Genomic DNA, 26,747 nt, shown 5'->3' with positions numbered 1-26,747 from the left:
GATCCAGATCGGTGTGGCTCATGCGGGTGTTTCCTCAAAGTCGAAAGTCTCTGGCCGTCCAGCGCCACACGGGCAGACAACCGGGGGAGAGCGCCACTTTTCATTACGCATGGAACACATCTTGCCTGATGCGTCCGCGCGCTGTCTTATAGCAGCAACACTGTGGAACGGTTTCTTACAGCTTTCCGCGTTCGCCTGACAGGAGAAAAATACATGCAGCAGCCTCCGGCGCCCGGAATGCTCTCATCCATTGCCCGCCGCCTACCACTGGCAAACCTTGAAACCACGCAGGGATTAAAGCGCGTGCTGGGGCCGGGCAATCTGGTGGCGCTGGGTGTGGGGGCTACCATCGGGGCGGGGCTTTTCTCCCTGACCGGCATTGCCGCCTCTGAAAACGCAGGCCCGGCTGTTGTTCTGTCCTTTATTGTGGCCGCTATCGCCTGCGGATTCGCAGGGCTGTGCTACAGCGAATTGTCCAGCATGATCCCGATTGCGGGCAGCGCCTACACCTATGCCTATGTTACACTGGGCGAACTGATGGCATGGATTATCGGCTGGGATCTGGTGCTGGAATATGCCGTGGGGGCTGCCACCGTTGCGGTAAGCTGGTCACGCTATGTCGTTTCCCTGCTCGACTCATGGGGGATAGTCCTACCCGCCCGGCTAACCGCCTCCCCATTCGAGACCCTCCATATGGCCGATGGTTCCGTCACACACGGAATTGCCAACCTGCCGGCCGCAGCCGCTATCTGCGCGGTATCGTGGGTGCTGATCCGGGGCATTTCGCAATCCGCCATGGTCAACGCCGTCATTGTCACCATCAAACTGCTGGTGATTGCGGCTTTCATCGGCTTCGGGCTGTCCTATATCAACCCGGAGAATTACCACCCCTATCTTCCGCCCAATGACGGCACCTTCGGGCATTTCGGGCTTTCGGGCGTCATGCGGGCGGCGGGCACGATCTTTTTTGCCTATGTCGGGTTTGATGCGGTTTCCACCACCGCGCAGGAAACCCGCAACCCTGCACGCAACATGCCTATAGGCATTCTGGGCAGCCTGCTTGTGTGCACGCTGGTCTATGTCGCCTTCGCTACTGTCATGACCGGGCTGGTGAATTACCGCGATATGGTGGGCGATGCCGCCCCCGTAGCCACTGCCATCAACCGCACCCCGTATCATTGGCTGCAAACGGCGGTAAAAATCGGCATTATCTGCGGGTTTACCTCGGTGCTGCTGGGCATGCTGCTGGGCCAGAGCCGGGTTTTCTTTGCCATGTCGCGCGATGGGCTGCTGCCGCGCCTGTTCAGCATCACCCACCCGCGCTACCAGACACCCTGGCTGTCGAACCTCTTCTTCATGGGGCTGACATGCCTGCTCAGCGCTTTCCTGCCTATTTCCGAACTGGGGCACATGACCTCCATCGGCACGCTTCTGGCTTTTGTGCTGGTTTGTGCCGGGGTCATAGCGCTGCGCCGCATCTCTCCTGATACGCCGCGCCCGTTCAAAGTGCCGGGGGGCGATATCATTCCCGTGCTCGGCATTCTGAGCTGCGGCTCCGTCATGGTGTTTCTTGACCGGATGACCTGGCTGCGTCTGATAGTATGGCTGGCCATTGGTATGATCATTTATGTAACCTATGGCCGCACGCATAGCAGGCTTGCCCAACCCAAAGAGGGCAATACAGCCCCACAGGGCTGAGCGCATGGGTTGCATATACCCATGGGGGCGCATAGTTTGGGCATTCATTAACGCTGTTCAAGCCCCGCGCGGCATGCCGCGCGGGACGGCATGCCTTGCAGGAGATACCGCCATGATGGCTGGTCGCTTTCCCATGACCCGCCCCCGCCGCAACCGTGTTGACGCGGCCACGCGCAAGCTGGTGGCTGAAAACACGCTGAGCGTCAGCAACCTCATCTGGCCGATTTTCTTTACGGAAGGCAGCAACACCATTACCGAGGTGGCCTCCATGCCGGGCGCGCTGCGCGTCACGCTGGACCAGCTTGCAGCCCATGTCGAACCTGCCGCCAAGCTGGGCATTCCCGCTCTGGCACTGTTCCCCGTCACGCCTTCTTCCGTGCGGGATGAACTGGGCACCGAGGCCACCAACCCCGACAACCTGATGTGCCGCGCCGCCCGCCTGCTCAAGCGCGAATTTCCCGACATGGCGCTGATTGGCGACGTTGCACTCGACCCCTATACCAGCCACGGTCATGACGGCCTGATCGAAAATGGCTACGTGACGAACGATGCCTCCGTGCGGGTTCTGGTGCAGCAGTCGGTCAATCAGGCTGCGGCGGGGGTTGATATCATTGCCCCCTCCGACATGATGGACGGGCGTATTGGCGCAATCCGCGAGGCGCTGGACGCACAGGACATGATCAATACCCGCATCATGTCCTACGCGGCCAAATATGCCAGTGCCTTTTACGGCCCCTTCCGCGATGCGCTGGGCTCGGGCAGCATGCTCAAGGGCGACAAAAAAACCTACCAGATGGACCCCGCCAACTCCGATGAGGCCCTGCGCGAAGTCGCTCTGGACCTTGAGGAAGGGGCGGACATGGTCATGGTCAAGCCCGGCATGCCGTATCTGGATATCATCCGCCGTGTGCGTGACACCTTCAGCGTGCCGACATTCGCCTATCAGGTGTCGGGCGAATACGCGATGCTGATGGCCGCCATCAACAATGGCTGGCTGGACCGCGAACGCGCCATCATGGAAAGCCTGCTGGCCTTCCGCCGCTCGGGCGCCAATGGCGTGCTGACCTACTTCGCTATCGAGGCAGCGCAGACCCTGCGCCAGACCTACGGACAGTAAACCCCTTGGGCAGGCGCGCACAGGGGGGCACAACCGGTACGATAACCGGCAAAACGGCGGGGGACGCATGACCCCTCGCCTCCCTCTGCCGCGCCTGTTTTTTGCCTCTACCCCGCAGCCCTGCCCCTATCTGCCGGACCGGATGGAGCGTAAGGTGCTGGCCGACCTGTCGGTGCCGGAAGCCGACAAACTGCACAGCCATTTGTCACGCGCGGGGTTCAGGCGCAGCCACACGCTGGCCTATGCCCCGCTCTGCGCGGGGTGTTCGGCCTGTATCCCCATCCGCCTGCCGGTAGCCGATTTTCAGCCTGACAGGACGCAGCGCCGGGTCTGGCGGCGCAATGCCGATCTGGAAGCGACACTCTGCCCCCCTGCCGCCACGACGGAACAATATGCGCTGTTCCGCCTGTATCTGGATCATCGCCATGCGGATGGCGACATGGCGGGCATGAACGAGCAGGATTACGCCATCATGCTGGAAGACACGCCGGTAGATACCCGCGTGATCGAATTCCGCGATACGGCGGGCACACTGCTGGCTGTCAGCCTGATAGACGTGCTGGAAGATGGACTTTCGGCTGTTTACAGCTTTTACAGACCCGACATGCCGCACCGCTCACTGGGGTGCCATGTCATTCTGTTTCTGGCCCGCCAGACAATCCTGCTGGGCAAGCCTTACCTGTATCTGGGGTACTGGGTGCCGGGCAGCCCCAAAATGGCCTATAAAAGCCGATACCGCCCGGCGGAAATCCTGCGGGGCGGCCATTGGCGCCCCCTGAATACGGATGAACCCATAGCAACCGGGCGGGAGGATCTGTTTCCAGATGCCCCCCTGTTCTAAAAGCTAGGCTTTACGCAGCGCCCAAGGCGGAGCCTGTTTGCCAACCGCCGCCCGCTTGCCCTGCCATTCCCGCAGATCGTCCTCGCTTCTCGGGCGGGCATTGCCCGGCCAGATCAGCCCCTGCGCGCTATCAAAGACCATGGCCTGCCGCAAACCACCCTCGGCGTATTTCTGCAACGCCACACCCAGACCGCGCGCCATGACAGGCAGTTCCGCCAGCGGGAAGATCAAAAAGCGCCGGTTATCGCCCAGCACCGCCACCTGATTGCCCTGAGCGGCAACGCATACGCGCGCTACCTCTCCGGTTTTGAGGTTAAGCACCTGTCGGCCAGAGCGCTTTTCCGCCACCAGCGCATCATCCTCCACTATCATGCCGCGCCCTGCACTGGACGCCACAAGCCTGCGCCCGCCTTCTTCAAGCACGAATACGGCTACCAGTTCCTCGTCATTCGACAGATCCATCAGCAGACGCACAGGCTGGCCATCACCCCGCCCGCGCGGCAGATCTCCTGCACGCAGGGTAAAGGCGCGCCCATCGGTTGCGAAAAAGCACACCCTATCCGTGCTCTGGCAGGGCAACGCCAGCCTGAGGGCATCGCCCTCCTTGAACTTCTGGCTTTCCAGATCGCTCACATGACCCTTAAGCGCCCGCACCCAACCTTTTTGCGACAGGATCATGGTCAACGGCTCACGCTCCACCGCCTCCACCACGGACACATCCACCGCCTTGGGCGCGCTGGCGATGGTGCTACGCCGCTTGCCAATCGGGCCTTTGGCCAGTTGCACGGCCATGCCGTCCAGTTCGGTCGCGATACGCTCCCAGCGTAGGCTCTGGTCTCCCAGCAGGCCCAGCAGGCTACGCTTTTCGGTGGAAAGCGCATCATGCTCGCGCTTTATATCCATTTCCTCAAGCCGACGCAGGCTACGCAGGCGCATGTTCAGCACCGATTCCGCCTGCAGGTCTGTCAGGCTGAAAACCTGCATCAGACTGGCCTTTGCATCGTCCTCCTCACGGATGATGCGGATTACCTCATCAAGATTGAGGTAAACGACCAGAAAACCGGCCAGAATTTCCAACCTGCGCTCCACCGCCGCAAGCCGGTGGCGGCTCCGGCGCTCCAGCACCTCGTGCCGGTGGTCCAGCCATGCGCGCAAAACCGCTTTCAGCCCCATGACGGCAGGCGCGCGGTCTGGCCCCAGCACGTTCATATTCAGGGCAAAGCGGCTTTCCAGCAGCTTGGCCCTGAACAGGGTTTCCATCAGCACCTCGGGCTCGATCCCGCGTGACTTGGGCTCCAGCACCAGACGGATTTCATCCGTGCTTTCGTCACGCACATCACCCAGCAGGGGCAGTTTTTTCTGCTCCATGGCTTCGGCAATCTGCTCTATCAGGCGCGATTTCTGCACCTGATAGGGAATTTCCGTCACCACGATCTGCCACGTGCCAAAGCGCCCCTGCTCGACATGCCAGCGCGCCCGGATAAGAAAACCACCTCGGCCTGTCTCGTAAGCCTGTGCGATGGCGCGCGCATCTTCCATAATCAGGCCGCCGGTCGGGAAATCCGGCCCTGCGATATGGGTCAGAAGCTCCGCCGTTTCGGCCTCGGGCTTGCGTGCCAGCACAGCGGCGGCCTTGCACACCTCGGCTGCATTATGCGGCGGAATGTTCGTGGCCATACCCACCGCAATACCGGCCGCGCCATTGGCAAGGATGTTGGGAAAAGCCGCGGGCAGGACAACTGGTTCCTGCTCCTCGCCATCATAGGTCGGACGGAAATCCACCGCATCATCTTCAATACCGTCCAGCAGGGCTACAGCCACATCGGTCAGGCGGGCTTCGGTATAACGCATGGCGGCCGCGTTATCGCCATCAATGGAGCCGAAATTGCCCTGCCCTTCCACCAGCGGGTAGCGGGCGGCAAAATCCTGCGCCAGACGCACCAGCGCCTCGTAAACCGAGGCATCGCCATGGGGGTGGAACTTACCGATAACATCACCAACCACGCGCGCGCATTTCTTGAACCCGGAGGCCGGGTCGAGCTTGAGCTGGTGCATGGCGTAAACCAGCCGACGGTGAACAGGCTTGAGCCCGTCACGCACATCAGGCAGCGAGCGCGACATGATGGTGGACATCGCATAGGCCAGATAACGCTGGCTCAGCGCATCCGCCAGCTTTGTCTCTTCTATGTGACCTGCGACTGTCTCGTTCATTTCATGCTCCGCACACACGCCATTCCATCAATCGGGCGTTCCGACCTGCCTGCCAGACATATAGACCCTGCTTGCGTTGTGCCAGTCTTGTCATGACCGTATCACGCCAGAAGCGCGCATCACCTCATGCAAACGCGTCCTTTACCTGACCAGAAACACGGTCTGCCACGCCACGAGCAGCCCGCTCTTTGGCAGAACGCTGCCTGACACATCTTCCACCTGACATGCTCCCACCTGCACTCGCAGTGTCAGCCTGCCTCGTCACTCTGTGCCAGTCTTTGCGCAAGACGCGTGCGGGCGGCAGGCAGGGGGTGATGCCGCTGGCCGAAAGCGTGCCGCTCCAGAAAATATCCCGTTAACGCAAGACCCTGCTGCCAGTCCTTTATATCCCCTTCGGCCTGCGCATCGCGCAGGAAGGCGGGTAACGGCAGCAAGCGGTCTTTCCACGCCCCTGCCCCTTCCTCGCTCACAGCCCGGCCACTGCGCGGCGAGACATAGGCCAGATTATCCACACAGCCCGTTACGGCGCAGGCCTGCAGGTCCAGCCCAAACCCGAGTGTGCGCAGCAGCTCGGCCTCCCACAGAATATAGTGGGGCATGCCCTCGCGTTCCGCCACCGCCGCGTCATACCCCAGAAACGACAAAAGCCGCACGCTGGCGGCAAATAACGGCAGGCAGGGTTCGCGCTCCGGCAGGGTCGTTTCCAGCAGCGTGCAGGCTGACTGCACCATGCCAGCGCCAGCGGTGCTGAAAACAGCCGCCCCGCGCAGCCATAAAGCAGTTCGCCCGAAAACGTGGGCAGTCCCGTATCGCCCCGCTGGCGGATTGTGGTGCGCACCACATTACCGGGCTGCCACAGCGCACGCCCGGCCCGGCTGGCACCCCCATGCACCATACCGCGCACCAGCCCTTCGGCCTCGGTCAGCACATGCACGCGGGCTGCCGTCTCACCCATGAGGGTGGCAGAAACAACAAGGGCGGGGGCCTCCGCCGGAGACACCCCGCCCTTGTTCATGGCCACAGAAGCCTTACGCTCAGGCGCCGGCAACCTTGGCGACTTCAGCAGCGAAGTCGTCAGCAACCTTTTCAATGCCTTCGCCAAGCTGGAAGCGGTCGAAGCCAACCAGCTTCACGCCAGCCTTCTTCACCACGTCCTTCACGCGGGTTTCGCCGTCATGCACCCACACCTGCTCCAGCAGCACCACTTCTTCGTAGAACTTGCGGATACGGCCTTCGACCATCTTTTCGATGATGGCTTCGGGCTTGCCGGAAGCGCGGGACTGCTCGATCAGCACGGCGCGTTCACGTGCAACGGCATCCTGATCCAGATTGTCGACATCCAGCGAGGAAGGACGGGTAGCAGCAACATGCATGCCGATCTGACGACCCAGCACTTCAATCGCATCGGAGGTGCTCGGTGCTTCGATAGCAGCCAGAACGCCAATCTTGCCCAGACCCGGACGCAGTGCGCCGTGCACATAAGTTGCCACCACGCCAGACGGCACGGTGAAAACGCGGGCGCGACGCAGGGACATGTTCTCGCCGATGGTGGCGATCAGGTGCGTCAGTTCCTCGGCAACGGTGCGACCGCTGGCCAGCGTAGCTGCTTGATGGCTTCGAGGTCTTCACCAACCTTGAGGGCAACCTTGGCCACTTCCTCAACAAAGGTCTGGAAGGCTTCGTTACGCGCCACGAAGTCGGTTTCGGCGTTAACTTCAACCATGGCAGCGGAAAGGTCGTTGGAGGCCACGGCAACCAGACCTTCAGCCGCGACACGGCCGGACTTCTTGGCAGCGGCGGCAAGGCCCTTCTTACGCAGCCAGTCGACAGCGGCTTCGATGTCGCCAGCCGCTTCGTTCAGCGCCTTTTTGCAATCCATCATGCCCGCGCCGGTTTTCTCGCGCAGATCCTTGACCAGTGCTGCGGTAATTTCCGCCATGTTCCGTACTCCTTATAAGCCCTTGGCGCGCCCTTGCTCAGGGCGCGCCAAGGTATTTTTCCACCCGCTTAAAGCGGGCCGTGACAAATGAAAACAGCCCGGCCTAAACCGGGCTGCCTTCCTTGAAGACGTATCAGCCAGCCGCCGGGGCGTCGGCTGCGGCTTCTTCCAGAGCCGGTTCTTCAACCAGATCTTCAGCCGCACCAAGGTCAGCGCCGGAAGCGCCCAGCTCAGCCGAAATGCCGTCCAGAACGGAAGCAGACACCAGATCACAGTACAGGCCGATAGCGCGGATGGCGTCATCGTTGCCCGGAACCGGGAAGGTCACGCCACGCGGATCGGAGTTGCTGTCCAGAACGGCCACAACCGGGATACCCAGCTTGTTGGCTTCTTCAATGGCCAGCTTTTCCTTGTTGGTGTCGATCACGAACAGGACGTCCGGCAGGCCGCCCATTTCCTTGATACCACCGAGCGAACGCTCCAGCTTGTCGCGCTGGCGGGTCAGATCAAGAACTTCCTTCTTGGTCAGACCGGAGGTGTTGCCTTCGAGGGTTTCTTCGATCTGGCGCAGGCGCTTGATGGAACCCTGAATGGTCTTCCAGTTGGTGAGCATGCCGCCCAGCAGCGATGGTTGACGTAATACTGGCCGCAGCGACGCGCTGCTTCAGCAATCGGGTCCTGTGCGGCGCGCTTGGTGCCAACGAACAGAACGCGGCCACCACCGGCTACGACATCACGAATCGCCTTCAGGCGCGATCGAGCAGGCCAACGGTCTGCTGCAGGTCGATGATGTGAACCTGGTTGCGCACACCGAACAGGTACGGCGCCATGCGCGGGTTCCAGCGGCGGGTGTGGTGACCAAAGTGAACACCAGCTTCAAGGAGCTGGCGCAGAGTGAAATCGGGCATCGCCATTGGCGTTATCCTACTTATCTGGTTGTACCTCCGCGGAGCGCTACCGGGCTGTTAAAGACCGGCACCAGTGAGGCATGGCCCCGCGTGCGTTGTCCCGGCCATGGCCGGGCGGCGCCTGTATGGCGTTTTTTGGCCATGCAGGCAAGGATAAAAAGCTCAGACCGCAGCCGCAGGCACCTTGTCGGGCAAGGGCTGGGCATAGCGGTTGGGCACACCATGCGCAGCCAGTAGGGTGCGCAGGTTCCGCACCACGGGAAAGACCTCGATATTGTGGTCTCCCCCCAGTTCACGCCATGCGGCCTGCTCCATCTCCACGATTTCGCGGTCTTCTTCAAAAATACGGTGCGTGAACAGGCCAAGGGCGGGCCATGCGATATCGAGCAGAAATGCCCATTTGGGTTTCTTGACCGACAGGAGGCCGAAAGCCTGCGTAACCTGCTGGGTTTCGCCCAGCGGCACATAACACACCCACAGATCCATGATCAGATCGCCATCCTTATCGTGGATCTGCAATGTCTGGTACGGATAGGTGGTGCGGATGGAGACCACTTCCTCCACCGGCTGTTCACGCCCTTCAAGATCATGATGCCGCCCGAAAATCAGGGCTTCGGCCAGTGGCTGATTACCCGCCGTACGGGCAAAGCTGTACCGCGCCTCCATAAAATTCTCGCCCTTGTCCTGCCCCAAAAAGCGGGCGGTAATGGAGCCCATCTGGCGGCGGTGCAGGAACTGATGGTTCATATCCATCAGGTTTTCATGCATGAAGGTGTAGTGGCATTTCAGCCGTGGGTTGAACTGGCGGGTCTTATATTCCGGGTTACCCACCTGTGCGATATCGGGCACCGGGACGCTATCGGCCAGTGCCGGGTCTCCGGGGAAGATGAAAATCAGCCCACTTTTTTCGCGGCACGGAAAAGTCCGGACAGGGCGGCCCACATCCTCACGGTTAAGATAAGGAACGGTGACACAATGCCCCTGCTGGTTGAACGCCCAGCCATGGTAGCAGCACTTCACGCAGCCTTTTTCATCCACCACGCCCTTGCTCAGCGGCACCTGACGGTGGGCACAGCGATCTTCCAGCGCATAGACGGGGCCATATTCAGGGCGAATCAGCGCAATAGGCTGGCCAGCATAACGCGCGGCAAAAGCCTTGCCGGGCCGCACCTTGCGTGACCACGCGATCGGGTACCAGAAATTGGGGTCGCAATCGATCTGCCGCAGGTCATACCGGGGAGCATTCGCGCCACTGTCCTGCCGTGCTGTTGTTTCCGCCTGCATGATATCCCCCTCATGTTGCACTGCTTTGGTGCCACGGCATTACAGGTGTGATCGATCCATGCGTGGCATATGCCGCCCGACCCTGCGGCGGCTGGCACGATTCCGCCTAATGTACCGTCATGCAAGCGCCGTCCCTGCATGCCTGACCACCTGTGCACTCCTTAGGCCACCCGGCCAAGCCTGCCCGCCAGTATTCAGGACGGCCCGAAGCGGGCAAACCTGCATCAGCTCCATGCATCAGGCACGGTATCGAAACAGGTCGCCAGAGTCTCTGTCAACGCCAGATCGGTTGCCAGTGCCTGCCCATCCAGCACCGTGACTTCCCGCAAAGAAAGGGTGTTGACCAGCCAGACCCCACGCGCCCACAAAATCTGCTCATTCTCGAGCGTGGCCTCACGCACTAGACCGCGTGCCAACAGCACCCCGCGCGCAACCCCCGGCAGAGCGCCCTCGCTCACAGGCGGGGTTGTCAGTTCACCATCTTCCGAAGCGACAATAATCGTGCTGATGGTACTTTCCGCCACGCGGCCCTGCATGTTCAGCAACAAGGCTTCCTCCGCGCTGGCGCGGGCGGCTTCCTGCCGGGCCAGAATACCGGGCAGGTAGTTCAGGCTCTTGATCCGCGAAAGGGGCGAGGTTTCATCCCGTCGAATAAGCTTGCTGGTGATGGCACGCACCGTTGTGCGGGCAAACGCGCCGGGGCTGGCTGTCAGCGCCAGTGTAGGGCGGCCATTCACAGGCGGCTGCAACCCACGCGGGCCTTCGCCCCGGCTCAGGGTCAGGCGGATACTGCCTTCCTCAAGATCGGTCGCATCGAGCAGTTCACACAAAGCCTGACGCACGGCGGCGGTGTCAGGCACTGGCAGGCCCAGAACCCGCCCACCTTCGACCAGGCGCGCCATATGGGCATACAAATTCATGACCCAGCCTGCGCGCACGCGCATGGTCTCGAACAGGCCATCACCCAGTGTAAAGCCACGATCCATGGGGCTGATCCGCGCGGCATCGAGTGCCACCAGTTCCCCGTTCAGCCACATCAGGCTCATACGCCCTCCGCAAACGCAGCAAACGGAGCCAGTTTCAGACGCATTTCCTCATATTCCTTCTGTGGGTCGGACAGAATGGTAATACCGCCGCCAACGCCAATCCTCATGCCCCGTCCCGCACACTCAAAACTGCGGATAATGACGGCACTATCCATGCTGCCATCCACCCCGATACGAAAAACTGTTCCACAATAGGCCCCACGGGCGGAAGCCTCCAGCGCGTCAATAATTTCCAGCGCCCTGTGTTTGGGTGCCCCCGTTACCGAACCCGGCGGTAGGGTCGCACCCAGCAGGTCGAACGCATCACGTTCAGGCAGCAGGGTGCCACGCACTTCTGATACCAGATGATGCACATGGGCAAAGCGTTCAACCTTTAAGAAATCCTTAACCCTCATGCTCCCTATGCGCGCAACACGCCCTATGTCATGGCGCATCAGATCGACGATCATAAGGTTTTCGGCACATTCCTTTTCATCCGCCGCCAGCAGACCAGCCAGCACCTCATCCTGCGCAGCATCCACCCCACGCGGGGCTGTGCCTTTAATCGGCCGCGAGGTAACATCGCCCTGAGCGCTGACGCTCAGAAACCGCTCCGGTGAACAGGAAAGCAGCGAAAATCCTGCCCCGCATGACAGATACGCCCCAAAAGGGGCCGGAGCCTGCACGCGCAGGCGGCGGTACAGATCAACCCCGGCGACACCTTCAGGCAGCCGGGCCGTATATCGCCCGGTGATGTTAACCTGAAAAATATCTCCCGCAGCAATCAGGTCACGGGCTCGCGCAACAGCCTGACAATACGCGGCCTCAGACTGGTCGGCCTCAAGCCTCAAGGCCGGGCAGACCGGAGCCGGAGCCACCTGTTCCGGCAGAGCATGCCATGCTGCGACACAGCCCGCCTCCATATCGGACACTGACGAAAAACCGCTGACATAGCAGCGTTTTTCCTGCCTATCCCATACATAGGCATGATCATACAAGGCAACGGCCATATCCGGCACGCCACCCTGCGCCGGGTGGATACTGGGCACAGCTTCGAGCGCCAGACCAAACCCATAGCCCGCAAACCCCACCAGCCCACCACAGAACGGCACACCAGAATCCGCCTGCTCCAGCGCCTGAGAGGGCGGGCACAGTTCGCGCAACAGAGCCAGAACCTGATGGGGAGACAGCGCACCAAGATCACGCCCGTCCATAGTCACGTGCCCGGCACTAACACTCAGCACATGCCGTGGCGCGTGGCAGAAAAAATGCCACCGGCTACGTTCTTCCAATACGCCACCGCTATCGAGAAACGCACACCATGGCGCATGCCCCCATGCAGCCAGAACGGCATCCGGCTCGCGCCAGGGCAGTTCACGCAACCAAACCATGAATCAGAGCTGCTCCACCTTGGAAATACCGGGCACGGTGCGCAGTTTCTGGGCCAGAACGGGCGTAACCTTGTAGCCGCCTTTCAGCCTGACCTCGACATCGCGGCTTTCCGCCACACCGGGCATGAGCACAATACGCCCGGCTCCCCCTTTCTGCTCATCCAGCAGGGCCTGCAAAGGTGGCAGAGCGTGCACCCCCTCAAGCCAGACGCGCATCCGCCCCTCTTCCTGTGCTGCGGCCTGCTCCAGATCGATAATATCCTGTGCTGTCAGGCGCAGAGCCTCGCCCTCGAGCTTGACTTCTGCCGTCACCAGAACAGCAGCGCCCGCCACCAGATTTTCGCGCACACGGGTCAGCACTTCGGAAAACACCGTTACTTCGCATCCGCCAGAGGCATCGGACAGGCGCACCCAAGCCATCTTGTTGCCTGTGCGGGTTGGCCGCTCCTTGCGGTCCACCACACACCCCGCAATCCGCACCCGCCCCATGCCAGCTTCCGCCGCAGACAGAAGGTGCGACATACGCGTAACCCCCAGCCGCCGCAAAACCGCGCCATAGGAATCCAGCGGATGTGCCGTCATGTGAAAACCCACGGCCTCGGCTTCCATCGCCAGCCGTTCGAACTCGGGCCAATCTGGCCGGTCTTCCACCCGCAGGGGCTCTTTCTGCCCGCCCCCACCAAACAGGCCAATCTGCCCCGAAGCCGCTTCCTGTGCCTGTGCATGCGCGCGGCGCAACAGAGTGTCCGCCGCACCATGCACCCGCGCGCGATTAGGATCGATACTGGAAAATGCACCGGCTTTTGCAAGATTTTCCACCTGCATACGGTTGATGTTGCGCGGGTCTATGCGTGTGGCAAAATCCACCAGATCGGCAAAAGGCTGGGTGCCGCGCGTGGCCACGAGAGATTCCATGGCCCCAAAACCTACTTTCTTGATCGCGGCCAGCGCGTAGCGGATGGCATAGGTTCCATCTGGCTGCTGCTCCACGGAAAAATCGGCTTCGGAATAATTAATGTCTGGCGGAAGCACGGCAATACCCATGCGTTCGGCTTCCTGCCGCAGGGCTGCGAGTTTTTCGGTTTTTTCCCGCGCCAGCGACATGCACGCAGCCAGAAACGCCACAGGATGATTAGCCTTCATCCACGCTGTCTGGTAGGACACCAGCGCGTAAGCGGCTGCATGCGATTTATTAAAGCCGTAGTCAGCAAATTTTGCCATGAGGTCGAACACCTCAACGGCCTTGTCCTTGGGTATTCCGCGATTAATGGCGCCGGAGGTGAAAATCTCGCGCTGCTGGTCCATTTCCGCACGGATTTTCTTACCCATGGCGCGACGCAGCAGGTCAGCGCCACCCAGACTGTAGCCCGCCATTTTCTGGGCGATCTGCATGACCTGTTCCTGATAGACCATGATTCCGTAGGTCTCTTCAAGAATCTCGCGAATTTCCTCGTGCGGGGGTTCCCACGCCTCGCCATGCTTGCGCCGGCAATAATCGGGAATATTCGCCATAGGGCCGGGACGATACAGCGCCACGGCGGCAATCAGGTCTTCCAACCGTGTGGGGCGCATCTGCTTGAGCACGTCGCGCATGCCCGCGCCTTCGAACTGGAACACGCCCGCGGCATCGCCTCGGCCCAGCATGTCGTATGTTGCGGCATCATCCAGCGGGATACGGCCAAGCTCCACACTCTGCCCCATACGGGCAATGAAATCGACCCCGCGCCGCAGAATGGTGAGAGTTGTCAGGCCCAGAAAGTCGAACTTGACCAGCCCTGCCTGTTCAACAAACTTCATGTTATACTGGGTAACCAGCATATCACTCTTGGGGTCTCGGTAGAGCGGCACCAGTTCCACCAACGGGCGGTCACCAATCACCACACCTGCGGCATGGGTGCTGGCATGGCGGAAAAGCCCTTCAAGCTGCTGGGCAATTTCCAAAAGCCTGCGCAGAGCCTCATGCTGTCGCGCATTTCCTGCAATTTGGGTTCCCCCGCGATAGCTTCTTTCAGCGTCACGGGTTTTGCAGGATTGTTTGGTATAAGTTCGGCCACACGGTTGACCATACCGTAAGGCAGGCCCAGCACACGCCCCACGTCACGCACGGCCGCACGGGCCTGCAACTTACCGAACGTGATGATCTGCGCTACACGATCGGCCCCATATTCACCCCGCACATAGGCTATGACCTCGTCGCGCCGGTCCTGACAGAAATCGATATCGAAGTCAGGCATGGAAACACGTTCGGGGTTCAGAAACCGTTCGAACAGCAGGTTGAAGGGAATGGGGTCGATATCAGTAATGGTCAGCGCCCATGCGGCCAGCGAACCAGCCCCCGACCCACGCCCCGGCCCCACCGGAATGTCATGCGCCTTCGCCCACTGGATAAAGTCCGCAACGATCATGAAGTAACCGGGGAAACCCATTTTCGAGATGATATCCAGCTCGAATGTCAGGCGGGCCTGATAACGGGCCTTGGTTTCCTCATCCAGCGCCATATCGCTAAAGCGCTGCTCCAGCCCTTCATGCGCCATGGCGCGCAAGGTCTGGTCTTCGGTCGCTCCTTCACGCACTTTGGGGCAAATTGGCAGGAGTGGACTACGGGTTTCCACTTTAATGGCGCAGCGCCGGGCAATTTCCAGCGTGTTGTCACAGGCCTCGGGCAGATCCGCGAACAGGGCACGCATCATCTCGGGGGGTTTGAACCAGTGTTCTGACGTTACACGAAAGCGCTCCTGCTCCGCCATGGTGCGCCCCTGCGCAATGCAGAGCAGCGCATCATGCGCCTCGTATAGATCAGATGCCGGGAAGAAACATTCATTGGTGGCTACCAGCGGCAGGCCAAAACGGTTTGCCAGCCCCAGCACACCGGGCTCCACCGCTTTTTCAACGGCGAGCCCATGGCGGTGCAATTCCACGACCAGCCTGTCGCCAAAGACCCCAGCCAGTCGCTCCAGCCAGCGTTCGGCCTCTTCTTTCTGCCCTTCCGCCAGCATCTGGAACAGGGGGCCGCGCGTGCCACCTGTCAGCAGAATCAACCCTTCGGATTTTTCACATAGGGTATCCAGCCCCACAACGGGGTCTGCCGGATCACTATGCTGAAAACCGTACGATGACAGAAACTGGAGATTAGCCAGCCCCGCCTCATTCTGCGCAAGCAGGACAATGGGCTCTGCCGGCGCACCCGGCTTGTCGTTACGCGCGGGCAGGCCGATCTGGCAGCCAATAATGGGCTGCACGCCGGCCTTGGCGCAGTATTGCGAAAATTCCAGCGCGCCAAAAAGATTGCCTGAATCCGTCATGCCCACGGCGGGCATCCGCATTTCCTGCGCTTTGGCCGCGATATCGGGAACACGAATAGCCCCCTGACTCAGCGAGTAAGCGGAATGAACCCGAAGATGAACAAAATCTGCATGCGCCATGCCCCTGCATAGCATAACCCGGCAGTATTTTCCCACCCGTCTGACAGGCGCACCCGGCCTATCCGCACCGCAGCACGCAGCCCCAGCGACAGGCCGATTGCCCCCACCCGAGCCGGCACATCACTCAACCCCACTCAGCCCTCTGGCTGGCCCTGCGGGCAGGCTGGAGCTAGACTGCCGCCCGCGCTCTCTACCGCGCGGCTTGGTGTGATTGTTTTCAGGATTTTTCATGCATATCGTCCAGACCAGAAAAGACCTGCGCGCCCTTATTGGGCAATGGCGCGATGCGGGAGAAACCATTGGTGTTGTGCCTACCATGGGGGCCCTGCACGATGGACATCTGGCGCTGGTCAAAGCTCTTGACCGCAGGGTTACCCGGCGGATCGTGACCATTTTCGTCAACCCCATCCAGTTCAACAACCCCAAGGATTTTCAGCTCTACCCACGCGGGGTGGAGGCCGATGCCGCCCTGCTGGCCGCCACAGGCAAAGTGGACGTGTTGTACAACCCGTCCGAGCAGGAAATGTATCCACCGGGCTTTGCCTCGCACGTCATGGTTTCGGGGCTGGATTCCATGCTGTGTGGAGGGGACCGCCCCGGCCATTTTGATGGCGTGGCCACGGTTGTCAGCAAACTGTTCAACCAGACTGGTGCACAGGTCGCGGCTTTTGGCGAAAAAGACTACCAGCAACTCTGCATCATCCGCAGGCTGGTGAGCGATATGGATATGCCGGTGGATATTCTGCCCGTTGCCACCGTGCGCGAGGCCGATGGGCTGGCCCTGTCCTCACGCAATCGCAGGCTTAGCCCTGCCCTACGCCAACAGGCTGCCCTGCTACCCGCAGCCCTCAACACCGCCCTTGCAGCCATGCAGGCAGGCCAGCCGAGCACCGCGGCTCTGGCAGATTGCACAGCAACCCTACAGGCCGGGGGCTTTACGGTGCATTATCTGGAACTGCGCGCGCAACAAACGCTGCAACCCGTCACGCAGGCTGAGCCGGTGCCCGCCTGTTTGTAGCCGCAACCCTTGGCGATGTCAGGCTGATCGACAACATGCCTGTGCTGGTATCCGCGTAAACCGTCCCGCGAGACACCATCAGCAAACCAAACATAAAGGAAAAACCTCCATGACCAGCCCTACCCCACTAACCCGCCTAGCCCCGGAAGAGCGCCTGAGCGGTGCGGTCATTCATAACGGCCTGATCTATCTGGCTGGACAGGTAGCAGATGATTCCAGCTTGATGCGCAGGGACAGATGACCGACATTCTGCAACAGGTAGATGCGCTACTGGCCGAAGCCGGAACGGACAAAAGCCGCCTGATTTCCGTACAGATTTTTCTGGCTGACATGGCCGATATGGACGGCATGAACCGCGCATGGGACCTCTGGCTGGACCCCATGAACAAACCCGCCCGCGCAACGGTTGAAGCCAAGCTGGCCGACCCACGCTGGAAGGTGGAACTGACAGGTATTGCCGCTCTACCGTAATAGATTTTTTGGGAAATATTAAGGCTGGCTCCCGAAGTAGGACTCGAACCTACGACCCAGCGATTAACAGTCGCTTGCTCTACCAACTGAGCTATTCGGGATCAGCGAGGCATCGTATAGCCGCCCTTTTGGTACGCGTAAACCCCCTTACTGATGTTTTTTTTGCATTTTTTTGACTTCGCCGCCGACAGCCGCCTAACTCGTAGTAAGCAGGGAGAATGAGTAACCAAGGTCTTTCTTCCGTCTCGCGTCGTGCCCTGCTTGGCGGAGCAGCAATTGCCACAACCGCCACAGCCGCGGGTCTGTTGCTTGCCCCGCAATTTCGCCACAGACACCCACGCCTGCAACCGGATGGAACTTACCGCAAGCTACGTCTGGGCTGGGCCGGGGCGGAACACTGCCCGGTTTTTGCGGCGGCGCAGCAGAAAGGCTTTTTTGCTCATTACAACCTCGATATCGAGGTTGTTTCTTCCAGCGCCAACGGCCATGAGACGCTCGACGCCATGCAGAATAAAGCGTTTGATTACGCCGTGGCCTCGGCCCTGATCTGGATCCAGTATCTTAACAAGGCCATGCCTGCCCGGCTGGTTCTGGGTGTGCAGCCCGGCAACTTCCGCCTGCTGGTACGCCGCAGCAGCGGCATTACCCGGCTTGATCAACTCATGGGCCGCACAGTAGCCATTCCCGACCGCAATGCGGCGGACAAGCTGTTTTTTGCGGTGATGATGCGCCGCAAGGGGCTGGACGCCATGAACCGGATTACATGGCAGGACATGCCTTTCGGGCAGATCAGCGAGGCCGCACAGGCACAGAAGATCGAAGCCGTGGCCGCACATGACCCTTATGCCTGGCAGCTCCTGCACGACCACCCGGACCTGTTTACCGAACTGGTTGGCAGCAATACCGGCCATTATGCCGAACGCACCAGCCTTGTAATGGGCGTGAGTGACGCAGCACTGGCCGAAGACCCGGCAGCCGCCACCGCACTGGTGCTAGCCCTGATGGATGCCGCCCACTGGCCGATACCCACCGCGATGAAGCCGCCACACTTATTGCTGACGATACCCCGGCCCTGAGCAGCGATAGTGCCCGGGCCATGCTTCATAGCGAGCCACTCATACGCCCGGTTACGGGCAGCGCCTTTCGCGACCAGATCGCCCAGTATTGCGATGAACTACAACTGATCGGCCTTATGCCTGATCTTGAGGATTCCGCCGCACTCGCACACAATTTCACCCGCAACGTGCTGCACGCCTGATCACGCCATGCCCCCCGAAAGAACACACTCCCTGCCCGGCCATCAGCACCAAGACGCAAACAGGGTTTCCTACCTGCACATCAAACCATTACTCTTCACCTGTGAGTTATCCTGCCCAATGCAATCTTGTGACCCTCGGTAGGTTACGGGCAATCTCTCATGCATACCGCAAAACAACTGCGGTGGAGAAAAGTTTCACAGAACCCTAACCCCGCCCTGAAATTATGATGTATATAGGCTCTACGGCCTAAAATCAGGAGCACTGGGAAAGTATAAGGTATTGTATGGAATTTTTTTTAAAATTCAAAAACATACTCAGTCTGGAAATAATATCTTTTATCTCCGCCTGTCTGGCTTTGCTGGGAGCTTTACACGAGCGGAGCAATCATACCTCCACGCCCGCTAGTAAAATTATAAAGGCCAGCATACCCTGTTTTATGGCAACCAGTGTATGGATTATACACCATGTTGTGCTCGTTAAAATTTTTGGCCTTTCCAGCGAAAATTTCAATATCCCTCATTCCATTCTATCTTACGCCTTCCTTGTTTGCGGGTTTTATTTCGCTTTAAAGATTATAGATTTTGGTTTTCATTTTTCAAATTATATAGCCGGCGCAACTATCGGTATATTTATTTGCATTTATCACATTTCTGATAAATATTTTCTCATTCACCACGCCATTGCCCGCCCCTTTAAGGCGGAAATGAATGCAAATACTGTTTTTTTGATTTTATCATTTATTATTCTCTGGTCATCTATTGTTGGTTATTTAACGGATTATTACAAAAACCGCGAGCAGATATCCTATCTAAAGAAAATTGCCTATACCGATAATCTGACAAGCCTATCCAACAGAAACGCGCTGAATGACCACTTCAAAAATATACTTTCAAAAAGCACCCAAACAGGCAGACAATTTGCCTGTATGATCATTGATCTTAATAACTTTAAAGATATCAATGATAATTACGGCCACCTGATTGGAGATGAAATTCTCACACTCATTGGTGGCAAGCTTAAAGCGGCTTTCAAGAACACAAATCATTTCCTCGGCCGCCTCGGTGGCGATGAATTTATTGTTCTGGCGCATTATCAGAATCTGTCTGAAATCGAAGCCATTGCAGATAAAATCTACAACACTGTTGTTGAAGGCAATCGCATAGGGAATGACCTGCTCAAGGTCGGGTGCTGCATAGGCATTTCCCTATTCCCGGAAAATGGCACAACGCAAAAAATACTTATGAACCTTGCAGATGTCAGTCTTTATAAAATGAAAAAACAACGTCTGAATGGCGTATGTTTTTATAGCAGCAGCGCTACAGAGGACTAAAACAGGTAGCCATCCACGCCCGGTCAGCCGGATCGTGTAACAAAAACCTAACCGGGGTTTTTGTCAGCCGCTTTCTTGCCCAGCCGCATTTCACTCACCAGAACACCCAGCACAACCAGCCCGGCACCGGCCAGAGCACGCGCTGGTAGCGCCTCGCCAGCCAGCCAGCCCACAAGCCCGGCCCAGACAGGCTCACCCGCATAAATAACCGTTGCCCGGGTGGGAGAAACCGTCTGCTGTGCCCAATTCATGGCCGTATAAATCGCGGCACTTAAACCGCCCAGCCCCAGAACAGGCAAAGCCCAGCCCCATGAAAATGCAGGCGCAGCCTCATGAGCCAGCGGCATACCGCAGAGTGCAAGCACCCCCACCACCAGAAGCTGCACCACGGTCATACGGAAACTATCCAGACCGGGGCGGGCAAAATACCCAACCAGAACAATTTCAAGCGCGATCATGACCGCTGCTATCAACGTACCAACTTCGCCAGCGCCCAATTGCAGGCTGACAATCTGCCGCCACCCTGTCAGCAGCACCAGACCACAAAATGCGCAGCCTATACCCAACCACCCGGCAAGACGCGGCGCACGCCCGCTGAACAGCCACTGCACAAACGGCACGACCGGCACATACATACCGGTAATAAAGGCAGACTGACTGCTGGAAATGCTGCGCAACCCCCATGTCTGCAAGGTATAGGCGCCAAACATAACCACGCCGATCACACCACCCGCTACGCATTCCGCCCGGTTGAGGCCTCGCATGATCCGGGCAAAAAGCAGGCAGGTAAGCGCGCCGGCTGTCATAAACCGCGCAGCAACAAAAAACAGCGTGCCTGTATGCTGCTCCGCGCGCTGAACCACCAGAAAGGTGGCCCCCCATAAAGCCGCAGTAATAACCAGAACCAGTTCAGGCAGAAAAGAGCCAGAACGCGGCGTGTCAGCCCCCGCGCTGGCCTCTGCCATTACCGATGCATCGTTCAGCATAAGCCACTGACAAACCGGCTGATCCGCGCGCAGGCCTCGGCCAGTGCCTCGTCAGAGGTCGCGCAAGACAACCGCAGATAGGGCGAAGCCCCGAATGCGCTGCCCGGCACCGTGGCCACATATTCCTCTTCCAGCAGAGCCTGAGCAAAATCGAGATCACTCTCCAGCAGTCTTCCGCCCGCCGTGCGGCGACCCAGACACCCCGCCACACCGGGATAAGCATAAAAAGCCCCGGCTGGCAGGGCGCAGGTCAGCCCCGGCACAGCCTGCAGGGCTTCCACCACCATGCGCCGCCTGCGGCCATAAACCTCCACCATGGCCGAAACCAGATCAGCCGGGCCATCCAGCGCCGCCGCCGCCGCCGCCTGCGCAATGGTGCAGACACCTGATGTCGCATTGCCCTGCACGCCGCGCATGGCCGCGATAAGGTCTGTCGGCCCACCTGCAAACCCCACGCGCCAGCCTGTCATGGCATAGGCCTTGGACACACCGTTGAGCGTAACGGTGCGGTCTTTCAGGTCGGGCGCAACTGCTGCGATCGAGGGTGCATGCGCGCCGTCAAACACTAGGTGTTCGTAAATTTCGTCTGACAGAATCCATGTATCGGGATAGGCGCGCAGCACTTCCGCAATAGCCTCGAGATCCTCCACCGTGCACACGGCCCCGGTCGGATTGGAGGGGAAGTTCAGCACCAGCCAGCGTGTACGCGGTGTCATAGCCGCGGCCAGCGCATCGGCCCGGAGGCGAAATCCGTCTTCCTCCCGACAGGGCACGAATACCGGCTTCGCCCCGAACATACGGGCAATAAGCGGGTAGCTGACCCAGTATGGCGCGGGCACCACCACCTCATCCCCCGGATTGAGCGTGGCCATGAACGCGTTGAAAATGACCTGCTTGCCCCCGTTGGACACCATGATGTCCGATAGCGCGTAATCCAGCCCGTTATCGCGGGCAAACTTGCGCGCTACCGCAGCCTTGAGGGCGGGCGTGCCATCCACTGGCGGGTATTTGGTCTGCCCGGCAAGGGCTGCTTCATGCGCGGCCTGCACAACGGCTGGAGGCGTTGCAAAATCCGGCTCGCCCAGCGCCAGAGAAATGACCGGTGCGCCCTCGGCCCGCAGCGCGCGGGCACGGGCGGCCATTTCTATGGTCGCGGGGGCAGGCAGGCCCTTGAGGCGGTCAGCAAAAACCCGCGCCATGCGCCTAGTTCACACCCGCGCAGAAACGCTGGATACGCGTGCAAGCTTCACGCAGGCTTTCCGTATCCGTTGCGTAGGAAATACGCAGATACCCCGGATACATGAAGGCCGAACCATGCACGGCGGCCACGCCTTCCTCTTCCAGCAGGGCCCCCACAAAATCTTCATCCGTGGTCATCAGGCGGCCACCGGGCGAGGTCTTGCCCAGACAGTCCTCAATATTGGGGAACACATAGAACGCACCCTGCGGTGTATCGCACTGCATGCCCTGCGCCTGATTGAGCATGGACACCACCAGATCGCGCCGCGCCTGATAGACCGACACCATCTCGCCAATAAAGTCCTGCGGGCCGGTCAGGGCTTCGAGTGCTGCCGCCTGCGCGATGGAGCACGGGTTGGAGGTGGACTGTCCCTGCAGGGTGTTCATGGCCTTGGTAACGGCCACAGGCGCACCCGAAAAACCAATGCGCCAGCCTGTCATGGCATAGGCCTTGGATACGCCATTCATGGTGACCGTGCGCTCACGCAGGCGGGGCTCCACCTCCACGAAGGTGGCGGGGCGGAAGCCGTCATAAACCAGCTTGGCGTAAATATCGTCGGTAAAGACCCACACATGCGGGTGGCGCAGCAGCACGTCACAGAGCGGCCGCAGGTCTTCAGCCGAATAGGCCACACCCGTGGGGTTGCAGGGAGAGTTGAGGAAAAACCACTTGGTGCGCGGCGTAATGGCGGCCTCAAGCTCCTCGGCCGTCAGGCGGAAACCGTTTTCACGGCGGCAGGGCACGATAACGGGCACCCCTTCGGCCAGCGTGACGATATCGGGATAGGACACCCAGCACGGCGCGGGAATAATGGCTTCGTCCCCCGGGTTGAGGGTCGCCATCATGGCATTGTAGATCACCTGCTTGCCGCCGGTGGACACGATAATTTCCTCAGGCTTGTAATCCAGCCCGCTATCGAGCCTGAACCGCTCGGCAACAGCACGGCGCAGTTCGGGCGTGCCTGCCACATCGGTATAGCGTGTCTGCCCGGCCTCGATCGCGGTGATAGCCGCGCTGGCAATATTCTGGGGCGTACGGAAGTCTGGCTCGCCCGCCGACAGGCTGATAATGTCGCGGCCCTCGGCTTTCAACGCGCGGGCACGTGTTGAAATAACGATGGTCTGGCTCGGGCTGATCCTGGTCATGCGGTCAGCGACAATGCTCATGGCTTCCTACTTTCCAACACGTTTACCTCAGGCCCGCGGGGTGGAGCATCCACGCTCCCGGTTATCCCTGCGGTCTGTTATGACTGCGGCACACTAATCATGTTCGCGGGCGCGCGGAATATACGATTTCAGCCCGCAGGCGCTTTTTTCGACTACACGCACTGATTTTACCACAGCCCTTTTCGGCAACGCCCCTTTTACCATGCTCCCGGCCCCACTCTGCTTTCCTTCGCACTGGCTGGCGGCATATCTGCCATACTGGCAAGGGTCCTCACCGCCTCGGGGCTCAGCCCCTCCTCACGCATGGCACGAATGGAGCGCGCGCCTGCGCGTTTGGCCAGCCGGTGGCCCTGTGCATCGCACAGCAGGGGGTGGAAGCAATAGGCAGGAGCTGGCCAGCCCATCAGCACTTGTAACAGCCGGTGCAGGTCAGTTGCCGGGCGCAGGTCCTCCCCGCGCGTAACCAGCGTAATCCCCTGTGCGGCGTCATCATGGCAGACACACAGGTGATAAGATGCCGGAACATCGCGCCGCGCCAGCACCACATCGCCAAACAGTTCCGGGGTGCAGGTCACACTGCCGCGTTCGAGGTCATGATAGCTCAGGGGCCATTCAGCCCCACCATGCTGTCGCACCTGTTCCAGCGCCCGCGCCATATCAAGCCGCAGCACGTAAGGGTGCCCGGCCTCGATACGCTTCAGGCGCTCCGCGGCTGACAGGTGCCGACAGGTGCCGGGATAAACCACGCTGCCATCCGGAGCTGCATGGGGGGCGGACAGCATGCCAGCGCGCTCACGCTGGATATCAGACCGTGTGCAAAAACACGGATACAGCACACCCAGCGCCTGCAAATGCGCCAGCGTTTGCCCATACTCCGCCATGCGCTCGGACTGACGCAGCACCGGCGCACCGGAATGCAGGCCTAACCACGCCAGATCTTCCAGCAGGGCGGTTGAAAATTCAGGCCTGCACCGCTGGGGGTCTATGTCCTCCAGTCTGACCAGCCACAGGCCGCCAGCACGGGCATATCGCCAGCCGAACAGGGCCGCGGCCACATGGCCCAGATGCAAAAATCCGGTGGGGCTGGGTGCGAACCGCGTGCGCCAGCCCGCAGAGGGCGTATCAGGCGTAACACCATTGTAATGTAATGGAAAATTCATGGTTTTTATACCGAAAAACACCAGTACACAGCCTATATACCCCGTCGGTTTCTTTACGCTTTCTTGCCACACACCCGAAGCTCTGCAATACTGCGTGTAGTAATTATCTCGACGACGCATTGCCTGAATGGCCGTTCCCCGAGTTTTACGGCCCATCTCTGGCGGCGTTCCCGAGCATGATAGGGAGACGCGTCTTGGCGGATGGCAGTACTCTGAATTTTCCGGCCCTTGTCCTCAATGCCGATTTTAGGCCTCTCTCCTACTTTCCACTTTCCTTATGGTCCTGGCAGGATGCCATAAAGGCTGTATGCCTCGACCGTGTTTCGGTTCTGAACGAATACGATGTGGAAGTACGCTCGCCCCGGCAGACATTCCGCCTGCCCAGTGTCATCGCCCTGAAAGACTTTATTCCCGCAGCGCGCAAACCGGCCTTTACGCGGTTTAATGTCTTTTTACGCGACAATTTTTCCTGCCAGTATTGTGGCGAACGCTACCCTACTCAGGAACTGACATTCGACCACGTTATTCCACGCTGCAAGGGTGGGCGCACAAGCTGGGAAAACGTAGTGACGGCCTGCGGTTGCTGCAACCTGCGCAAAGGCCCGCACATGCCCCAGAAAATCGGCATGATTCCGCGCCGCCCTCCGGCCCGCCCTACCTCATGGGAGCTACAGGAAAACGGCCGCGCCTTTCCGCCTAACTACCTGCATAAAAGCTGGTGCGACTATCTCTACTGGGATACCGAACTGGATAGCTGATCGCCCGCGCAACAAAACCCTTGAGCGCAGGCTTAGGCCCGAGCTGGCAGTCAGGGCGTATAGCTGTAGCCGTGTTCCTGCGCGAGCTTTTGCAGGTCGGGCGCCCCTTTCAGGTTAAGGGGAATAAGCTTGGCGTCTTTCTCACCCAGCACAAAACCATGGTTGGTCAGGCGCTGGCAGGTATTGGCCGCCAGAGGAAAGCTGAGAAACATCGGCGGGGCCATCTGCTTACGCAGGCAGGATACATCGGTATCAGAGGGCAGACGCCCGATTTCGGACGAACAGCCGCCCAGCAGAATACCGCCCACGGCCAGAACGCTCAGGCCCAGTGTTGTCGTCTTACGCATTGTGGCCCTTGTCCGCCCTGTTATGCCCTATATCCCGTCTACCCCACAGCGTGGCCGGTTGCTGCTTATGGTGGCATGTCCACCCGCTTACCGCCAGCCACAGGAGGCTTGCACCATGCCACGCCAGCGCATGGCACGGCGGCGTTTTCAGCCTACCTCGTAACCCGCGCCACGAATGGCGTTGCGCAGGGAGGAAATGCCAGCCCGCGCCGGATCATAGGTAACCGTGACTTCACTGGTGGCCAGATTCACATCCGTGGACTCAACACCTTCAATGGCGGCAAGAGCGCGCTTCACGGCGGACACGCACCCGTCGCAGGTCATGCCATCAACCATGAAACTTGTCGTGCTGGAACTCATTGCACCCATTTCCCTTCTAAAAATAAACGAAGTATAACCATTTAGGTCATTCGTATCCTTACCATAGCCCAATTTCCCTCCGGCAGGAAACAGGGAACGCCCCCTGCGCACCGGATGCGGACATGGTATGCTCCACCAATGACCCAGCCACCGCCCACCCTGCCCGATACCCTGACTGACAGGCTTTATCTGTCCACCCTGATCGCCCGGCTTGAAAACGCCCTGCTGGCGTCCCCCAGTGCAACCCGTGCGCTGGAAGAGTGGATAGCGCTGGCCCCTGAGCGCATAGCCGCCCCCCTGCTGGTGGAAAGAACGCATGAACCGGCTACGCCCTGCCCGGCGGCCTTCGCCCCCCTGCTGGGCGAGGCCCCGCTGCACTACCGCAAAATCCGCATGACCTGCGGGCCGCTTGTCCTGTCCGAGGCTGAAAATTGGTACAGACCCGACCTGCTAGATACGGACATGCAGCAGGCACTGGACACAACCGACATACCCTTTGGCCGCGCTGTGCATGCGCTCGGTTTTTTCCGCCAGACCCTTGCGCGCGAAAGCCTGTGGTGGCCCCTGCCACAGGAAACCCTGTCTCGCGCGCAGCTTCAAACCCTGCGGGCTGGAACGGACAGGCAAACCGCCCCACAGGAAAATCTGCCCGCCTCCCCCCCCAGCGGAATTGCCCTGCCTGCGCATCTGTTCCGCCATACGGCACTGTTACGCACACAGGCAGGCAGGCCGTTCAGTCTGGTAGCTGAAACCTATACAGCCCAGAGCCTGTGGCCTTTTCTGGGCTGAAATACCGGATAAGCAGGCCAGACCTGC

At 59.8% G+C, this 26,747-nt stretch carries 20 protein-coding genes, 1 tRNA gene and 6 pseudogenes; 10 read left to right on the top strand and 17 right to left on the bottom strand.

The window, feature by feature from the left end:
• The first annotated feature begins 213 nt into the window (after positions 1 to 213).
• The 3 genes from JCM25143_RS05480 (at position 214) to JCM25143_RS05470 (ending at position 3,656) form a co-directional block, all read left to right on the top strand.
• The gene (locus JCM25143_RS05480; protein WP_025860304.1) at positions 214 to 1,698 is read left to right on the top strand and encodes an amino acid permease; all 1,485 of its coding nucleotides are present in this window, start codon (positions 214 to 216) and stop codon (positions 1,696 to 1,698) included.
• Between the two features lie 112 nt (positions 1,699 to 1,810).
• Positions 1,811 to 2,815: a porphobilinogen synthase gene (gene hemB, locus JCM25143_RS05475; RefSeq protein WP_025860303.1), complete on the top strand. Its 1,005-nt coding sequence runs from the start codon at positions 1,811 to 1,813 to the stop codon at positions 2,813 to 2,815.
• A gap of 67 nt (positions 2,816 to 2,882) precedes the next feature.
• Positions 2,883 to 3,656 (top strand): arginyltransferase, encoded by a 774-nt coding sequence (locus JCM25143_RS05470; protein ID WP_025860302.1) that lies wholly within the window; start codon positions 2,883 to 2,885, stop codon positions 3,654 to 3,656.
• Positions 3,657 to 3,659: 3 nt separating this feature from the next.
• Here JCM25143_RS05470 and parC read toward each other — a convergent pair whose 3' ends face one another.
• The 10 genes and pseudogenes from parC to JCM25143_RS21905 all read right to left on the bottom strand — a co-directional run bounded on the left by parC (position 3,660) and on the right by JCM25143_RS21905 (position 15,964).
• On the bottom strand, positions 3,660 to 5,867 hold the full coding sequence (parC, locus tag JCM25143_RS05465; RefSeq protein ID WP_025860301.1) for a DNA topoisomerase IV subunit A: 2,208 nt from the start codon (positions 5,865 to 5,867) through the stop codon (positions 3,660 to 3,662).
• Between the two features lie 248 nt (positions 5,868 to 6,115).
• Positions 6,116 to 6,882: pseudogene (gene recO / locus JCM25143_RS17150) on the bottom strand (DNA repair protein RecO).
• 19 nt (positions 6,883 to 6,901) lie between these two features.
• A pseudogene (gene tsf, locus JCM25143_RS17145) lies at positions 6,902 to 7,806 on the bottom strand (translation elongation factor Ts).
• A gap of 133 nt (positions 7,807 to 7,939) precedes the next feature.
• Positions 7,940 to 8,720, bottom strand: a pseudogene (gene rpsB / locus JCM25143_RS05445) (30S ribosomal protein S2).
• Between the two features lie 156 nt (positions 8,721 to 8,876).
• Positions 8,877 to 9,998 carry a Rieske 2Fe-2S domain-containing protein gene (locus JCM25143_RS05440; protein WP_025860299.1) on the bottom strand — a complete coding sequence of 374 codons (1,122 nt, stop codon included), beginning with the start codon at positions 9,996 to 9,998 and terminating at the stop codon, positions 8,877 to 8,879.
• Positions 9,999 to 10,222: 224 nt separating this feature from the next.
• Complete coding sequence (locus tag JCM25143_RS05435; protein ID WP_025860298.1) at positions 10,223 to 11,044, bottom strand: aminotransferase class IV; 822 nt, start codon at positions 11,042 to 11,044, stop codon at positions 10,223 to 10,225.
• The gene (locus JCM25143_RS05430; RefSeq protein ID WP_025860297.1) at positions 11,041 to 12,414 is read right to left on the bottom strand and encodes an anthranilate synthase component I family protein; all 1,374 of its coding nucleotides are present in this window, start codon (positions 12,412 to 12,414) and stop codon (positions 11,041 to 11,043) included. Before JCM25143_RS05430 ends, JCM25143_RS05435 begins: the two co-directional genes overlap by 4 nt.
• Positions 12,415 to 12,417: 3 nt before the next feature.
• A complete protein-coding gene (locus JCM25143_RS23540) occupies positions 12,418 to 12,834 on the bottom strand; it encodes a hypothetical protein (RefSeq protein WP_234394997.1) in 417 nt (138 codons plus the stop codon).
• 6 nt (positions 12,835 to 12,840) lie between these two features.
• Positions 12,841 to 15,836: pseudogene (gene dnaE, locus JCM25143_RS17140) on the bottom strand (DNA polymerase III subunit alpha); the annotation flags it as partial.
• Positions 15,785 to 15,964 (bottom strand): hypothetical protein, encoded by a 180-nt coding sequence (locus tag JCM25143_RS21905; protein WP_148300019.1) that lies wholly within the window; start codon positions 15,962 to 15,964, stop codon positions 15,785 to 15,787. The pseudogene dnaE and the gene JCM25143_RS21905, both read right to left, overlap by 52 nt.
• Positions 15,965 to 16,065: 101 nt before the next feature.
• Between JCM25143_RS21905 and panC the strand changes: the two are divergent.
• Both panC and JCM25143_RS17130 read left to right on the top strand, forming a co-directional pair.
• Positions 16,066 to 16,913: pseudogene (gene panC / locus JCM25143_RS17135) on the top strand (pantoate--beta-alanine ligase).
• Between the two features lie 50 nt (positions 16,914 to 16,963).
• Positions 16,964 to 17,325 (top strand): annotated as a pseudogene (locus tag JCM25143_RS17130) (RidA family protein).
• Between the two features lie 25 nt (positions 17,326 to 17,350).
• Here JCM25143_RS17130 and JCM25143_RS05410 read toward each other — a convergent pair.
• Positions 17,351 to 17,426 (bottom strand) — tRNA-Asn (locus JCM25143_RS05410).
• 117 nt (positions 17,427 to 17,543) lie between these two features.
• Here JCM25143_RS05410 and JCM25143_RS17125 point away from each other — a divergent pair.
• From JCM25143_RS17125 to JCM25143_RS05400, 3 genes are all read left to right on the top strand, one after another.
• Positions 17,544 to 18,401, top strand: a complete 858-nt coding sequence (locus tag JCM25143_RS17125) for an ABC transporter substrate-binding protein (protein ID WP_234394995.1) — start codon at positions 17,544 to 17,546, stop codon at positions 18,399 to 18,401.
• A 20-nt stretch (positions 18,402 to 18,421) separates the two neighbouring features.
• Entirely contained in the window at positions 18,422 to 18,583 is a 162-nt protein-coding gene (locus tag JCM25143_RS23535; RefSeq protein ID WP_234394994.1) for a hypothetical protein, read from the top strand.
• Between the two features lie 437 nt (positions 18,584 to 19,020).
• A complete protein-coding gene (locus JCM25143_RS05400; protein WP_234394993.1) occupies positions 19,021 to 19,914 on the top strand; it encodes a GGDEF domain-containing protein in 894 nt (297 codons plus the stop codon).
• A gap of 47 nt (positions 19,915 to 19,961) precedes the next feature.
• Here JCM25143_RS05400 and JCM25143_RS05395 read toward each other — a convergent pair whose 3' ends face one another.
• The 4 genes from JCM25143_RS05395 to gluQRS form a co-directional block, all read right to left on the bottom strand.
• Entirely contained in the window at positions 19,962 to 20,879 is a 918-nt protein-coding gene (locus JCM25143_RS05395) for a DMT family transporter (protein ID WP_051542957.1), read from the bottom strand.
• Between the two features lie 14 nt (positions 20,880 to 20,893).
• Positions 20,894 to 22,099 (bottom strand): pyridoxal phosphate-dependent aminotransferase, encoded by a 1,206-nt coding sequence (locus JCM25143_RS05390; RefSeq protein ID WP_025860294.1) that lies wholly within the window; start codon positions 22,097 to 22,099, stop codon positions 20,894 to 20,896.
• Between the two features lie 4 nt (positions 22,100 to 22,103).
• Positions 22,104 to 23,306, bottom strand: coding sequence for a pyridoxal phosphate-dependent aminotransferase (locus tag JCM25143_RS05385; RefSeq protein ID WP_025860293.1), 1,203 nt, complete (start codon positions 23,304 to 23,306; stop codon positions 22,104 to 22,106).
• 197 nt (positions 23,307 to 23,503) lie between these two features.
• Positions 23,504 to 24,466: a tRNA glutamyl-Q(34) synthetase GluQRS gene (gene gluQRS / locus JCM25143_RS05380; RefSeq protein ID WP_025860292.1), complete on the bottom strand. Its 963-nt coding sequence runs from the start codon at positions 24,464 to 24,466 to the stop codon at positions 23,504 to 23,506.
• A 194-nt stretch (positions 24,467 to 24,660) separates the two neighbouring features.
• Between gluQRS and JCM25143_RS05375 the strand changes: the two genes are divergently transcribed.
• Positions 24,661 to 25,224, top strand: a complete 564-nt coding sequence (locus JCM25143_RS05375) for an HNH endonuclease (RefSeq protein ID WP_025860291.1) — start codon at positions 24,661 to 24,663, stop codon at positions 25,222 to 25,224.
• Between the two features lie 50 nt (positions 25,225 to 25,274).
• Here the strand turns inward: JCM25143_RS05375 and JCM25143_RS05370 are convergent, their stop codons facing one another.
• Together JCM25143_RS05370 and JCM25143_RS05365 are read right to left on the bottom strand one after the other, a co-directional pair.
• Positions 25,275 to 25,571 (bottom strand): hypothetical protein, encoded by a 297-nt coding sequence (locus JCM25143_RS05370; RefSeq protein WP_025860290.1) that lies wholly within the window; start codon positions 25,569 to 25,571, stop codon positions 25,275 to 25,277.
• A gap of 147 nt (positions 25,572 to 25,718) precedes the next feature.
• A complete protein-coding gene (locus JCM25143_RS05365; RefSeq protein WP_025860289.1) occupies positions 25,719 to 25,931 on the bottom strand; it encodes a heavy-metal-associated domain-containing protein in 213 nt (70 codons plus the stop codon).
• Between the two features lie 138 nt (positions 25,932 to 26,069).
• Between JCM25143_RS05365 and JCM25143_RS05360 the strand changes: the two genes are divergently transcribed.
• Positions 26,070 to 26,720, top strand: coding sequence for a hypothetical protein (locus JCM25143_RS05360; RefSeq protein WP_025860288.1), 651 nt, complete (start codon positions 26,070 to 26,072; stop codon positions 26,718 to 26,720).
• Positions 26,721 to 26,747: the final 27 nt, after the last annotated feature.

This window comes from Acetobacter papayae JCM 25143, assembly GCF_000613285.1.
Lineage (GTDB): Bacteria > Pseudomonadota > Alphaproteobacteria > Acetobacterales > Acetobacteraceae > Acetobacter > Acetobacter papayae.
This window is presented reverse-complemented; position numbering and strand designations above follow the sequence as displayed.